This is a genomic window from Neobacillus niacini NBRC 15566, from assembly GCF_001591505.1.
Lineage (GTDB): Bacteria > Bacillota > Bacilli > Bacillales > Cytobacillaceae > Neobacillus > Neobacillus niacini.
Genome location: NZ_BCVA01000003.1, coordinates 188,946 through 202,222, shown reverse-complemented (window position 1 = coordinate 202,222; position 13,277 = coordinate 188,946). Strand labels below are relative to the sequence as shown.

At 35.1% G+C, this 13,277-nt stretch carries 12 protein-coding genes; 5 read left to right on the top strand and 7 right to left on the bottom strand.

What is annotated here, in order from left to right:
* Positions 1-339 precede the first annotated feature (339 nt).
* Entirely contained in the window at positions 340-945 is a 606-nt protein-coding gene (locus BANA01_RS04395) for a TetR/AcrR family transcriptional regulator (protein WP_063251827.1), read from the bottom strand.
* A gap of 185 nt (positions 946-1,130) precedes the next feature.
* The gene (locus BANA01_RS04390) at positions 1,131-2,108 is read right to left on the bottom strand and encodes an aromatic ring-hydroxylating oxygenase subunit alpha (RefSeq protein WP_063251826.1); all 978 of its coding nucleotides are present in this window, start codon (positions 2,106-2,108) and stop codon (positions 1,131-1,133) included.
* A 263-nt stretch (positions 2,109-2,371) separates the two neighbouring features.
* On the opposite strand from BANA01_RS04390, the gene BANA01_RS04385 reads away from it, so the two are divergent.
* Positions 2,372-3,715: a uracil-xanthine permease family protein gene (locus BANA01_RS04385; RefSeq protein ID WP_063251825.1), complete on the top strand. Its 1,344-nt coding sequence runs from the start codon at positions 2,372-2,374 to the stop codon at positions 3,713-3,715.
* 42 nt (positions 3,716-3,757) lie between these two features.
* On the opposite strand, the gene BANA01_RS04380 is transcribed toward BANA01_RS04385, so the two are convergent.
* The 3 genes from BANA01_RS04380 to BANA01_RS04370 form a co-directional block, all read right to left on the bottom strand.
* Positions 3,758-4,510 carry a GNAT family N-acetyltransferase gene (locus BANA01_RS04380; RefSeq protein ID WP_063251824.1) on the bottom strand — a complete coding sequence of 251 codons (753 nt, stop codon included), beginning with the start codon at positions 4,508-4,510 and terminating at the stop codon, positions 3,758-3,760.
* 23 nt (positions 4,511-4,533) lie between these two features.
* On the bottom strand, positions 4,534-5,214 hold the full coding sequence (locus tag BANA01_RS04375; protein ID WP_063251823.1) for an NUDIX hydrolase: 681 nt from the start codon (positions 5,212-5,214) through the stop codon (positions 4,534-4,536).
* A gap of 107 nt (positions 5,215-5,321) precedes the next feature.
* Positions 5,322-5,816: a hypothetical protein gene (locus BANA01_RS04370; protein ID WP_063251822.1), complete on the bottom strand. Its 495-nt coding sequence runs from the start codon at positions 5,814-5,816 to the stop codon at positions 5,322-5,324.
* 246 nt (positions 5,817-6,062) lie between these two features.
* Between BANA01_RS04370 and BANA01_RS04365 the strand changes: the two genes are divergently transcribed.
* From BANA01_RS04365 to BANA01_RS04355, 3 genes are all read left to right on the top strand, one after another.
* Positions 6,063-8,090 (top strand): M14 family zinc carboxypeptidase, encoded by a 2,028-nt coding sequence (locus BANA01_RS04365; RefSeq protein ID WP_063251821.1) that lies wholly within the window; start codon positions 6,063-6,065, stop codon positions 8,088-8,090.
* 178 nt (positions 8,091-8,268) lie between these two features.
* Positions 8,269-9,024: a serine/threonine-protein kinase gene (locus BANA01_RS04360; RefSeq protein ID WP_063251820.1), complete on the top strand. Its 756-nt coding sequence runs from the start codon at positions 8,269-8,271 to the stop codon at positions 9,022-9,024.
* A 49-nt stretch (positions 9,025-9,073) separates the two neighbouring features.
* Positions 9,074-9,838 (top strand): glycosyltransferase family 2 protein, encoded by a 765-nt coding sequence (locus tag BANA01_RS04355; protein WP_034672990.1) that lies wholly within the window; start codon positions 9,074-9,076, stop codon positions 9,836-9,838.
* A 63-nt stretch (positions 9,839-9,901) separates the two neighbouring features.
* Here BANA01_RS04355 and BANA01_RS04350 read toward each other — a convergent pair whose 3' ends face one another.
* Together BANA01_RS04350 and BANA01_RS04345 are read right to left on the bottom strand one after the other, a co-directional pair.
* Positions 9,902-11,395, bottom strand: a complete 1,494-nt coding sequence (locus BANA01_RS04350; protein ID WP_063251819.1) for a glycosyltransferase family 2 protein — start codon at positions 11,393-11,395, stop codon at positions 9,902-9,904.
* Between the two features lie 22 nt (positions 11,396-11,417).
* Positions 11,418-12,113: a glycosyltransferase family 2 protein gene (locus tag BANA01_RS04345; protein WP_063251818.1), complete on the bottom strand. Its 696-nt coding sequence runs from the start codon at positions 12,111-12,113 to the stop codon at positions 11,418-11,420.
* 243 nt (positions 12,114-12,356) lie between these two features.
* On the opposite strand from BANA01_RS04345, the gene BANA01_RS04340 reads away from it, so the two are divergent.
* On the top strand, positions 12,357-13,274 hold the full coding sequence (locus BANA01_RS04340; protein ID WP_063251817.1) for an NAD-dependent epimerase/dehydratase family protein: 918 nt from the start codon (positions 12,357-12,359) through the stop codon (positions 13,272-13,274).
* Positions 13,275-13,277: the final 3 nt, after the last annotated feature.

The following is a 13,277-nucleotide window of genomic DNA, read 5'->3' as shown; positions in this document are numbered from 1 at the left end:
GTATGTGAAAAAATTTGCCTGCTTTTCCGAGGTAAGATATGAAAGTTAACTTTTCGGAATTCACCTCCTTAAATGTTCGTCAAGTTCGGGTTATTTTCCTTTAGCACTTCAAAAATGACCATAAAATCACAAATGACGAAGTAGTCATTTTTTATTAAAAAGAATCAAATAAACTTTTAACGAAGCATTACATCATAAAAGTTTATTTGATTCTTGAAAAAAACATATTAGAAAGCGCATACATATTAAGTAAAAAAATTTGATCTAGCACAGTGTCATAAGTAATAAGCAACAAAATGAATTATTTTGCTGCTTATTCAGGTATAGATGATGACCCAGTTATTCCTTAAATACTGCTTTATAGCATAAGTCAGTCAATGATTGTGCAACCTCTTGAATTTCCGCTGGTGTAACTGGCTGTGCCATTAAATGGTGACCATAGCCTTCAAACATGCATGTTAAGGCACGAATTGTTACGTCAACATTAATGTCATGACAGTATCCCTTTTTAATCGAGCCTTTGATGTCCCTTTCAATTCGCTTAAAAAGGCTTTCGCTTATTTTCAGCCATTTCTCTTCAAATTGGCGATCTACCATAATTGCTTCTTTCAAGGCCATTAGGATGCTGCTGTTATTTACGTAATACTCCAAAATTCTTTGTGCTTCATATTTCATTCTTTCATATACAGATAATTGCATATTCTTTGGCTGGACATAATCATCCACTTTCTCAGCCAAGTCGTCTACCAATTTACTTAGGAGATCCTGCTTATTTTTAAAATAGTGATAAAAAGTTCCATGACCCACATCTGCTCGTGAAGTAATATCATTCACAGTGGTTTTCATGTAGCCCATTTCGGAAAATGCTTCCAAAGCACCACTAACAAGTTGCTCTCTTATTAATGCCTTTCGGCGGTCTGTTCTTGAATAATTATCAGCTTTCATACAAATTCTCCTATAAGAATCAGATTTCTATATCTAAAATTGTAGTCACTTATGACTAATGTGTCAATATATAAAAACTATTCAGAAAACTTTTTTTCCTCTATTCATGAAAAATCCGCACCCCAAAAGTAAGGTGCGGTAAATTGACTATTTTCAATCTCGAAAATTATCATTTTTAGAAATAATTATTCTGTACCAAGAGTAACCCCAAGTTTTTTTAAATATTTCCGATAGGCAATGCTCATTCGGTCACATCTCAATGAGAGTTCTACCTGCAGATCAAGTGGCAGGTCTTCGGGTTTTTGGTTTTCGACAATAGGTTTATCTTGAGCAAAGATCATATCTTGGAAATCTATCATTTCTTGGTCGGTTGTACCTGTTTCATAGTTTACTGACATAATTCCGTACGCAATAGATTTTCCTTCCGCGATTGGCTGGATGATTAGCATGATTGTCATCTTATTGTCTGTATCAGGATCTCTTTTCGTGAATCGGACGGACAGTGGCTGAACGATTTCATAGGTGTAATAGACATTCTTAGCGATTCCGGTACCATCTGGATCTGGTTGAAAAATAGCAATTTCATCGGAGTAAATTCGATTTCCTTCTGTATGAACATCGTAATCGCCAATTTCAGGATGCTCCGTTACTCCTAGAAAACCTTCATGAATAAATGAAAGATGGCTAACATCAAGGAAGTTCTCCACAATTCGTGGCGGGTTCGCATTTACTTCCTGCGGTCCCCATAGAACATTTCGATAGCTGCTATCCGTAAATTCAGGATATGCAGGGAATTCTGGGTTGTTATTTTCTAGGTTTACCCAAACGAATCCATACTCTGCTCTACATGAATATTTTATCGCCTTTGCTTTTAATGGAATTGAGCGGCCTTCAGGAAGCTGTGGAATTTTTGTACATGCCCCCGCTGAATTATATTCCCATCCATGATATGGACAAACGAGGTTACCGTCTTTTACACACCCTAAGGATAGTGCGGCTCCCCGATGAATACATAAATCCTTAAACGCATGAATGCCTTGCTCATTTTTGAAAAGAACAATCCTTTCACCAAGGATTACAGCCTGTATTGGTTCTTCCTTTACGTCCTCTACCTTACATGCAACAATCCAATCACTGCGTAAAACGGTGTCATTGATGATCATCTTTATATCTCCTTCTACTAAACTATATACGTATATTCTATGAAGAAAATTTTTTAAAGTCAACCAAAAGACGAACATTATAATATTTTAATAAAAAAGTATTCGTAAAAATATATTTACAATTTTCAAATCCTTCATTATAATTCAACTATGGTTTTTATTATCAATGCAGTATTTAATCAATACAACCGCTTTTTTACTAGGATTTTCATTAGTTTTCTAGATTGTTTTTACATGAATTAATAAAAAAGGAGAATGGTACTGTGTCACAAAATGAGCAAAATCCGAACATTACAGTAGGAGTAGATGAAAAGATTGGCTGGGGGAAGGCACTTCTTCTTGGAATGCAGCATGTACTTGCAATGGACTTATATATCGCTCCCATCATTATTGCAGGTTTACTAGCGTTAGATTCAATGAATACTACCTTTTTCATTCAAATGTGTTTTTTGGCTGCAGGGATTGCTACTCTCATTCAGACCATTGGCGGTCTGAGATTACCTGTTGTTCAAGGACCATCTTATGTACCAATTGGTGCATTGGCGGCGATTGGTGGAAAGCTAGGAATGGGAGCAGTATTAGGAAGCTTACTTCCAGGGGCTTTATTAATAGCCATCCTTGGTTATCCATTAAAATGGTTTGCAAAAGCCGTAAAAAAAATTATTCCCCCGCTTGTTGGTGGAACGGTCATTGTAATCGTTGGATTATCTCTTATGCCTTCTGCATTTAATAGCATTTATTCAGCACCAGGTAATGTAGGCCACAATGTAGTAATCGCATTTGTTTCTGCCGCTGTCTTAGTAGTTTGTATCCTGTTAGGTCGTAAGAAGCAAGGGTATGGAACATTTTTCCGACTCATTTCTGTAATATTAGCCATTGCCGTTGGTACTTTAACTGCCTCATTATTTGGTTCTGTCGATTTCTCTACTGTAAAACAAGCAGCGTGGTTTTCACTTCCAAGTTTTTTCCCATTTGGAAAGCCTGTATTTGATTTACAAGCAATCCTAACGATGGTCTTTATCTATTTAATTATTTTAATTGAAACAACAGGTACTTGGTTTGTCGTATCAACTGTAACGGGCAGTGAATTAAATGAGAAAAGATTGAACAGAGCTTCTCTCGGTGAAGGACTTGGTTGTTTCGTAGGTTCCCTTTTCGGCGGTACCCCAATGACTGGTTATTCTTCCAATGCTGGTATCATCGCCATTACTGGAGTTGCCAGCAGAATGGCAATCATTAGTGCAGGGGTTATCTTAATCGCTTTAGGGTTAATTCCAAAATTATCAGCAGTGATTACCTGTGTTCCTCAACCAGTTATCCAAGGTATTTTCGGAGTTGTCTGTGTGGCCATTGTTATGAATGGGTTGAAGGTTATTCAGCATGTTGAGATTGATGATCGTAATATGATGGTAATTGGTGTTCCGATTTTATTAACCATCGGTACAATCGTTCTTCCAAAAGAAATTCTTTACAGTGTTCCAGACTTTGCTAATTACATTTTATCTTCTGGTACAGCAGTTGGCGCATTAGCTACAGTCGTTCTAAATCTCGTCATTCCGAAAGAACGAAAAAAAATAGTTGCAGCAAATAAAGAATCATTAACATAAAAGGAGAAGGACTGGAATAACTCTCCAGTCCTTCTTCTTTTTTCAGTCTTCAACTTTTTGCGTGTAATATTGATAGCCAAGGTATTGATAGTTTTGTCTCTTATACATTTCTTTTGGAGTGTCCTGTCCATCTGCTACTAAAATAACTGTCTTATCATGAAAGATATCCATCACAAATTTCTGTATTCTGCTCCCAATACCCTTCCTCTGAAAAGCTTCATCCACACCTAAGTTATCAATTTCAGCTGTTTCTTCTGATATAATGACTTCCACTGCGCCTGCTGGCGTTCCTTTATATAAAGCTAGCAGCTGCATGAAATTGGGTTCCTCAAAAATTTTCCTATTCAACACTACCTTTTGATTCGCAAAATTACTGCCAAACATGATATCTTGCTGATACTGAAAAGCAAGAAAAGCTTTCAAATTTTGTTCAGTTACAATTTGAACCTCGATATCAGGGTGATCCTTCACCTCTGGAAATTGATTTGGATTGATAGCATATAATTCTAGAAAACCAATATCATAATATTTCTGGTTTAAGTAATTCACTAACTCGGCTGGTACCTTTTCATTGGCAGGAAATTTAAACTTCACATGCTTCTGACCATTTTTTCGATGGAAATTTCTCAAATAACCTTCTGCCTCTTTTAAATTCTCTAGCGTAGGAAAGGCTTTAAATTCAATATAATTACTATCATATCGGGATAACATTTCAGGGAAGTGGTAGTGTTGGTATAAATCGTTTTCTATCATTAAATGAGTATGTTTATGAATATTCTCAAATGTAATTTGCATCGAGGCAATCCCCTTTTGTTTGTTTATAAATCCTTAAGCAATTTCATTAAATCCTCTCTTGTTACAGACATCTCTAAGACGCCACTAATTTGATAATCTATGATAGCTCGAAGGGTAAGAATAGTTGGTGGTGCTAGTTTAATTTGTTTATTTTCAAACGCAATTAATGCATCTTCCGGCTTAATCCAGACCGCTCCATCAATTTCATTTCTGTCTGGTTCTGGAGTTTGTCCTTGTGGGAGTTTTGCTAGAAAAAAGCGGGTATCAAAACGAATCGGACTTATCTCAGGTGTAATAATTTGACCGAAATATCTTAAGCATAGAGGATTGAAAGAAAGCTTTTCTAGCTCTAATACTCGAATAAAAGGGATTTCACCTTTTTGAAGATCATTTCGATATTTCATTCCCTTTTCTTTTGGCAATATTACCGGGAAACCATCAATCGTATTCCCCATTAAGATCCCCACTTCTTCAAATAATTCTCTTGCTGCAGCAATATAGTATGAAAGATTAATAGAAAGTTGTGCTTCAACAATATTCACATAGTCATTTTCGTCCAAGTGATCATGACTTTCTACCGATCCTCCTGGGAAAACTTGAAATCCGCCCATAAACTTCATGGTGACTGGTCGTTTTGTTAGGTACACTCTAGAATATTCATCCATTAATACAACAGTTGATGCTGGTCTTGGAGTTGCAACCAATTGAGTTCCACCCCACTTCTTATAAGTATCCATTCATAGAACCAAATAAATCGATAATATATAATTATTCCACTTTCCATGAGAATACTCCTTTATTACTCTTTCATTTATTGTTTATTCCAATGTTCAGATATTAACTCTCTAAATATTTCGTTTAAATTAGCCTTTTTTTGCGTTTTTAACCATTCGACCTGATCAATGGGAAGATTTAATTTTAGGCTAATGTTCTCATTCGGCATTTCTACACTTCTAATCTCTTCTAATGTAATTCCTAATTCTGCATCTGGAAACGATGAACTATTTTCATTCACGATTTCAAGTTCTTCGTATTCATCTATAGAGTCCAGGTCACAATACAAATTAAGCTGTGGCAATCCTCCGGACAAAGTTTTTACGTACATAATCGAATCAATATTCCTGCCGCTTTCTAATTGTATTTCAATAATTAAATTTTGCTCTTTCTTATATTTTCTTTCTGTAACTTCACTAACTATCAGATCCAATTCAAGTGTATATCCCGAAGTAGATTCAAAGATATAAATGGCACTATTAAAAATATGTATATCCTCACCATCAATTTTAACCGACTTCACCGCAGTCATAAACCATTCCTCCATACCTATGTTCCACACAATATTAATACTAATGATTATAACCTATTAAAATACAAACAAACTTACTATCTATTTTAGTATTTTTTCTCAAAATACCAAACCCTAAAAATGATTGATTTATCTATATCTTTTTTCACTCCAGTTGAATTAAATATTATAAGGTCAGCCGAGGAAAACCAATGAATACAACAAAGCGGAACTTACTTCGAAACTCAGAAAATGGGAGGGAATGGCATGGTTCAACATATATCTTTAGTTCAAAAAATTAAAAGGATGTTAAAAAATGATTTAAAAAACCCTCATATGTTAATTGAGACAATTGGAAAATCAGTATTGGGAGAAGATATAGAGTGTATTGTAATTAGTGAAGACCCAATGAAATATGGGATTTCCTATTGTGAAAAACAATATAAAGAAATAACTTCTAAACATCCACCAAGTACCAGTAACAATAAAGATATGAAATTACCTATACTTATTAACGCTTCTATACACGGTACTGAACCAGTTGGTGCAAAAGTAGTCCTAGAGTTAGTTAATTATTTAATGGAGAATGAGAGCGGGGCAGCAAAAGAATTATTGAAACATTTTATTTTTATTTGTGTACCGATGGCTAACCCTGATGGTCTTAAAAAAGGGACAAGATATAATGAAAACGGATTTGATTTAAACAGGGACTTTATTTTTCAAACACAACCAGAAACAAAAGCAATAGTTAACCTCATAAAGACATGTAACCCCGTTGTTTTATTCGACCTGCATGGGTATGTTTCGAAATTAAAGGATAAAATTGGATTGATCGAACCATGTACTCAACCACATAACCCTCATTATGAATATGACCTCTACATTAAGTGGGCATTACCAATGGCTGAAAAAATGGAAAACAATTTGTTGTTTTCTCGAAATAACTTTTTTTCCAACAGATATAAAAATATGAAAGGAGTTTGTATCCCATTTAGAGACCTATCTTCAGGGTGGGATGATTATGCACCATTTTGCACGTCAAGTTATGCTATTTTACACGGCGCGATAGGAAGCACGATTGAAGCACCTAGCAGCGGTAACGATAGCATCCCTTGGATGTTAGAAGCCATTTTGGGAGCTTGTCAATTCCTAATGGATAATAAACAAGAATTTCTTTCCGACTACCTGCTTTTTTTTCAAAGAGGTATTCATTTAAACCACCCAAATCACCCAAACAATTTTTTTCCAACTTGTTATATTTTCACTGCATCAAACAATACTTCCCACAAGGTATACAGACTCGTCAATCATCTTATCAACAACGGTGTAAAAGTAGATATTACACTAGAGGACACTACCGTCGAGGAACGGTTTGTTCCTAAAGGATCATTTGTGATACGAATGGGCCAAGCAAAATCCGTGTTAGCCAATAACCTGCTTTGGAAAGGAGAAATAGAACCTAAGGGGAAATTTTCAGATATATGTGTATGGAGTTTACCTCTCTTTTGGGGAGTTCAAAGTATAACAACCTCAACAACACTCCTTGCTGAAACTAAAGAAATTTCTAATAAGGACCTCCCTGCACAAGAAAATAAGACGTCACATGATAAAAGAATTGGAATAATTTATGATGGCGGTTTGTATAGAAAGCAATCTCATGCAGGACTTAAGAGCTGCTTAAATAAGCTCGGTTTCACGGTAAAAGAGGTTCATCCAAGAAGTTTAATCAATAAACAATCTTTAGAAGATATCGATGTACTAATTTACAATGGTTTTGAGTATTTGTTTTATACGAAAGAAAGGGTTAAACCAATTTATCAAAAACATGTACTTGAATCGATACAACAACAAAAAAGGTGTAAAAAAACACTTGATTATTTCCTATCAAAAGGAGGGAAATTCATAGCGATTGGAGCAGGGCCAGCCAAGATTACAAAAAGTATCTTTCATTTAACAAATTGTACAATAAATACCGGTAAGAGGAACAATAATGCTATCATTCATGTCGATTATCTGGACCACCCTATTAATATGGGTTATTCATCTAAAGATATAGGGTTTGTCTATCGACCTGTTTGGTTTTCGAATACCGATGGCGTGGAAGTCATCGCGAGAATTTCAAGCGACCAAAACGCATTGATTGCAGGAAATTGGTCAGATTTTGAAAATGCAAAGGGTTATCCTGTCATCATTAAGGAAAAATCCCGTGATGTGGTATTAATTGGCTTGGAAATTTGCCACAGGGGTCAACCGGAACATTTATTTAACATTTTATTTAACGCTATTTATTCTTAGTTCCAAATATTCAAAAGTTATACAAGCATGAATTGGGGTTGAGAATGGTGCACACTGGACTCAACCCATTTTGATTATTCATTGCTCAATTTCTGTTTACAAAAAGAGTAAACCATTTATTTCCTCTTAACATAAGATAGTAAGAACGATTTTTACGAAGGAGCGAAGGTTAATTTTAATGCATGAAATAAAAAACGGCAGATATAAATATATTCCTGAGCATATAGGCGAGGGTCGAACCAGCCAAGTGTTCAAAGGGATCGATACGACTTCTAATCGAGAAGTTGCCATTAAGCGTATGAAAAATCGTGAAGAGGCACGTATTGAATCGGATATCATGAAAAAAGTCCCAAAACATCCCTTTCTCTGTGAATTTATAGACTGTTTTGAGGATCAGTTGTATGCCTATATTGTAATGGGGTATATGAACGGTGAAAGACTTGGTTTCTATAAATATGGCAATATTTATCCCCAAAACAAAGCAATAGAAATAACACTGAACATTCTAGAAGGAATAGAACCTTTTCATAAAGCAGGGCTGCTCCACTGTGATCTTTCTCCGCACAATATACTACTCTCTAAAGATCAAAAGACTATTCAAATTATAGACTTCGGATGTACAGTCCACAAAGACATGGATGGCCATTTCAATGGCAAGCCTATGATAGGTACTTTAGGTTTTTACCCGCCGGAGCAAAAAATGAAAGGTCGATCACCTCTAAACGATAGTACCGATCTTTATAGTATTGCTTGTATACTTCTATATTTATTAAATGGCAAAGCCCCCTTCTTTATCGAAAAAGCTTGTAATCAAGTAAAAAATCCTGCTCTACAAAATGTTCTAAGAAAGGCAACAAGCTATAAAAAAAGCGACCGTTATCAATCTGCACATGACCTATTAATGGCTATTTCCTCTCTCAGAAAAAGCATGTAATCAGATAAAAGTCCCCGCTCAACAGGTTGAATTAAGAAAGGAGTAAAACATGCAAAGTAAGTCCATTGGGATCATGATCACTACCGTTAAAGTAAGGAAACAAGTTTTGATTGAGAACTTAGAGCGCCTGGTTAAGTTTGTCCCTCCGCCCTTTACGATCTATATATATAATGATGCAGGGCCTCAACTTTATGATGAGATTAAGAGTGTCATTCCTAAATCGAAAATGAATGAGATCACCCTTCAATGCTTCAACGATTTTGGAGAAATTAACAAGGACCCCGTTGGGTGTGGAGGCGGTCGACACTTTTTATTTGAACAAATGAAAGAAAAGTTTGATATTATTATTTCTCTCGATGATGATATGCTCATTCATGAAGGTTGGTTTGAAGCGATCATAAAGGGTATGGAGGACCACCCAAATCATTCCATTTTCACGGGAATTGTAACAGATTCACGAGGAAGAGTTCAAATTGCAGGATCAAGGATGAGATTTATAGGCAGCACCTTGAAGAGGAGAGCAAATCAAACTATTACAGGAATGTACACCGTGACGGAATGGGGACCTTTAGGTTGTTTAGTCATTTGCCGCAATGCATTAAAGAAGGAAGTAATCATCCCAAAATTGTTTGTTCGAGAAGATTCGGCCTTTTTTCTTATCTGCAAAAGTTTGGGCATTAATGAAACAATCGTATGCAATAACGCAGTTGCGGTTCATAAAGCAAATAATGTTGCCAGTTCAAATCTTCGTCAACCCGAGAAACTGCAGGAAGCTAAGGAATACTATAAAAAGCATTATGGGCTAGATATGTGATAAATGCAAAAACACCTCCTTTATAATTCTAAAAGAGGTGTTTTTTTTGCGATGACCTTATATTTAACTATTATTATTTTTAATAAGATTAACTGTTTCAATAAACCCATTTTTTTCAATAAATTCCGGTTTGTAAACATCCCCCCATTCTTTAAGCACTTCCTCTATCATTTCTTTTATTTGTTGCTGATTTTCGTTTTGTTGTAGTTTAGTAATGTTATTCTTATGACGACGCTGATTATAAATCGTTTTGTCAATCCAATAAAACTTATAGTGGTCTGCAAGCTTTAGCATAATCTTAAAGTCCTCAGCGTGGCTTATTGGCCATCCACCAATGTGATCAAGTGCACTTTTTCTATATAACCGAGGGCAGTGTGTTTTCATTTCGGTTAATACTTCATATTTATTTTTATAATTCATCCCTTTGTAAACAGGACCAGGTACAACCGTATATCGCCTTTGTATCCAAATCTTTCTATTTCCATAGCATAGACCCACATCATCCGGTTGTTTGGACATTTCATCTACCATTGTTTCAAGCGTATCGGGTTCTAACCAATCATCACCATCAAGTTCCACTATATATTCACCTAATGCATAGGTTAATCCAATATTTAATGCTCTGGCTTTCCCGTCACTTTTAATTTTAAGTGGGATTATTCTTGCGTCATTAAATTTAAAAATCTCTACCCAAGGATTATCTGTAGAACCATCATCAATTAAGATCAATTGATAATCTTTAAACGTTTGATTTAATACACTTGCGATTGCTTGTCTAATAAATTTTCGCTCATTAAAAAAGCTAATCAATACTGTTACTTTAGGCGTATCCCCTTGCTTTAAGCGATGATAATTACTTGCCGCTGTACTTTTAATCTTTATGTCTTCTCGAGGTGTGATTGTGGTATAAGAATGTTCCCCATTTAATCTATATTCCATCAAAAACTGAGGGATAAATTTAATTTCGCCAATTCCTAGAAGTCGAATCCAAAACTCATAATCTTCAACCTTTTCAAATTTAGAATCGTATCCTCCCGCTTTAGTAAAAGCAGCTTGTTTAAATAAAAAGGACGCCCCTATAAAGTTTTGTTGCAGAATGTCTTCTTTATTCTGTGACATAAATTTAACCATTTTACCTCGCCGAATTTCATCATGGTCCCTGCTTTTTCCATTCTCATCAATAAGATTAAAAAGTGAATAGACTAAAACAGTATCCTCCGGTGCTTTTACCATTTGTTCATAAAGCGTTTGTAAAAAGTTTGGATAATGTCGATTATCACTGGAAACCCAAGTTAAAAACCTACAGTGGTTTAAATGTGAGAATCCTTGATTTAGAGAATACGCAATCCCTTTATTCTCATTTCGTAAAATAATCTCGTAGGGAATCGTTAACACGTTAGTTGCTTCTTTTACAGCTTGAACGGTTTCCTGATTCGCACCATCAATAACAATCACTAATTCGAAATTACGAAAATTTTGGGATTCTATTGATTGTATACATTCATCAATATAATGTGGCTTCTGATTGTAAACAGGAAGAACTACTCCAATCTCCAAATTATTTCCTCCTTCAAATCGATTAATATCCTGATTGTTCTATAACACTACTTTTAAAGTCATCTGTGAAAGCAACAATTTCACCGTGTTCAATTAGTCTTTTATCACTAACTTTCCAAGTATGTTCATTTACATCTTTACCTCTTATCGCTGCAAAATTATACTTGCTAGTTGAATAGATTCTATAACCTTCTTTAATGCATTTCTTTTGAAATTCAGTATCTTCACCTAATGTCAGGTTAGGAAACTTAATTTTATCTATTATGGACTTTTGAAAAACTAAGGTAGCACCACTAACATGCTTAACATATTTGTTACTTAACCCGTGACCACGCAATAATAATGCATTAATACTTTTCAAAAAAACAAAGAATTCTTCTTTACCCACGATTTTAGCATTAGTTATTTTTAATGCATTCATTGCCTCTGTTAAATACTCTGGACCATAATAATCGTCATCATCAAACTTTGCGATGACATCATACTTTGCTTTTTCTATACCATAATTTAAACATTCTCCAAGCGTATAATTTTGGGGAAGCTGATAAATGGTAACACCCTTAACACTTCCAATACTACTCTTAACGAGGTTTATATCCAGCCCATCGTGATTTAAAATAATGATAAGCTCCTTATCCTGAAACAATTGAGTCGTGTAGTTATCAATGATGTTGCTAATTAAATGTTCTCTTACTGTGCAAGTAATGATTGAAATCATACCCACTCCCCCGTCCTTGTCTATATCCTTATTATGATATGTGAAATTTTGGAGACAGGTTCCATTTTCATAATAAGTATGTGACTTAATTCTTCATTTCCTTTAAGACGGCTCAAAATCGTAAATTTTTTATTTCCGGTACAGGTACACAAACCAAAAGGGATAATTTTAATATGATAATATTGCGTTCTAATAGAAACAGCGAATGAAAACGATAATAACAGAATGGGCAGTGAATGTTAAATGAAGGTATTAATTACAGGGGGCGCAGGCTTTATTGGACTCCATTTGGTTGAAAAATTAATAAAAGAACAAATAGATGTTGTTATTGTAGATAATTTAACAAGCGGAATCAAAGAACGAATCCCAAAATTTGCAGCATTTTATGAAGCCGACATTGAGGATTCAACCATAGAAGATATATTTTCTATTGAGAAACCTGATTACGTCATTCATCTTGCAGCACAAGTATCCGTACAAGTCTCTATGAAAAACCCTTTAGCAGATTGTCTAGCTAATATTGCTGGAACCATTAATCTCCTTCAAAATTGTGTTAAATATAATGTTAAAAAGTTTATTTTTGCGTCATCTGCCGCCATCTATGGTGAACCAGCATATCTTCCAATTGATGAAAATCATCCACAACAACCCATTTCGTTTTATTCCCTTTCGAAACTAACTTCAGAACAATATATCAAGTTATATGCTAAGCATTTTGGTTTAAACTACAGTATTTTAAGATTTGCAAATGTATATGGACCAGGTCAAAACACACATGGTGAAGCGGGTGTAATTTCAATATTCTTTTTAAATTCTATTTTTCTAGAGAACGCTCCCATTATATATGGTGGTGAGCAGACAAGAGATTTCGTCTTTGAAAAGGATGTAGCAGATGGTATCTATAGTGCTCTTCATTATGGAAGGAATCATACCTATAATCTCAGTACCAATACGGAAACGAAAATAAATCAATTATTAACTTCAATGTTAAAAATGGTAAACAGTAATTTGACTCCAGTCATTAAACCTCAGTGCGACGGTGACATTAGACAAAGCAGGCTGGATAATACGAAAGCGATAAGCGAACTTCACTGGATGCCTGGGTTTTCACTAGATAGAGGATTGCAGGAAACCTTGATAGCTATCAACAAGAACTCATAGAAG

Excerpts from the sequence above, each read along its gene's own strand:
- BANA01_RS04355 (WP_034672990.1), top strand. The coding sequence starts at position 9,074 with ATGCAAAGTAAGTCCATTGGGATCATGATCACTACCGTTAAAGTAAGG.
- BANA01_RS04340 (WP_063251817.1), top strand. The coding sequence starts at position 12,357 with ATGAAGGTATTAATTACAGGGGGCGCAGGCTTTATTGGACTCCATTTG.
- BANA01_RS04345 (WP_063251818.1), bottom strand. The coding sequence starts at position 12,113 with ATGATTTCAATCATTACTTGCACAGTAAGAGAACATTTAATTAGCAAC.
- BANA01_RS04365 (WP_063251821.1), top strand. The coding sequence starts at position 6,063 with ATGGTTCAACATATATCTTTAGTTCAAAAAATTAAAAGGATGTTAAAA.
- BANA01_RS04360 (WP_063251820.1), top strand. The coding sequence starts at position 8,269 with ATGCATGAAATAAAAAACGGCAGATATAAATATATTCCTGAGCATATA.
- BANA01_RS04390 (WP_063251826.1), bottom strand. The coding sequence starts at position 2,108 with ATGATCATCAATGACACCGTTTTACGCAGTGATTGGATTGTTGCATGT.
- BANA01_RS04395 (WP_063251827.1), bottom strand. The coding sequence starts at position 945 with ATGAAAGCTGATAATTATTCAAGAACAGACCGCCGAAAGGCATTAATA.
- BANA01_RS04370 (WP_063251822.1), bottom strand. The coding sequence starts at position 5,816 with ATGACTGCGGTGAAGTCGGTTAAAATTGATGGTGAGGATATACATATT.
- BANA01_RS04380 (WP_063251824.1), bottom strand. The coding sequence starts at position 4,510 with ATGCAAATTACATTTGAGAATATTCATAAACATACTCATTTAATGATA.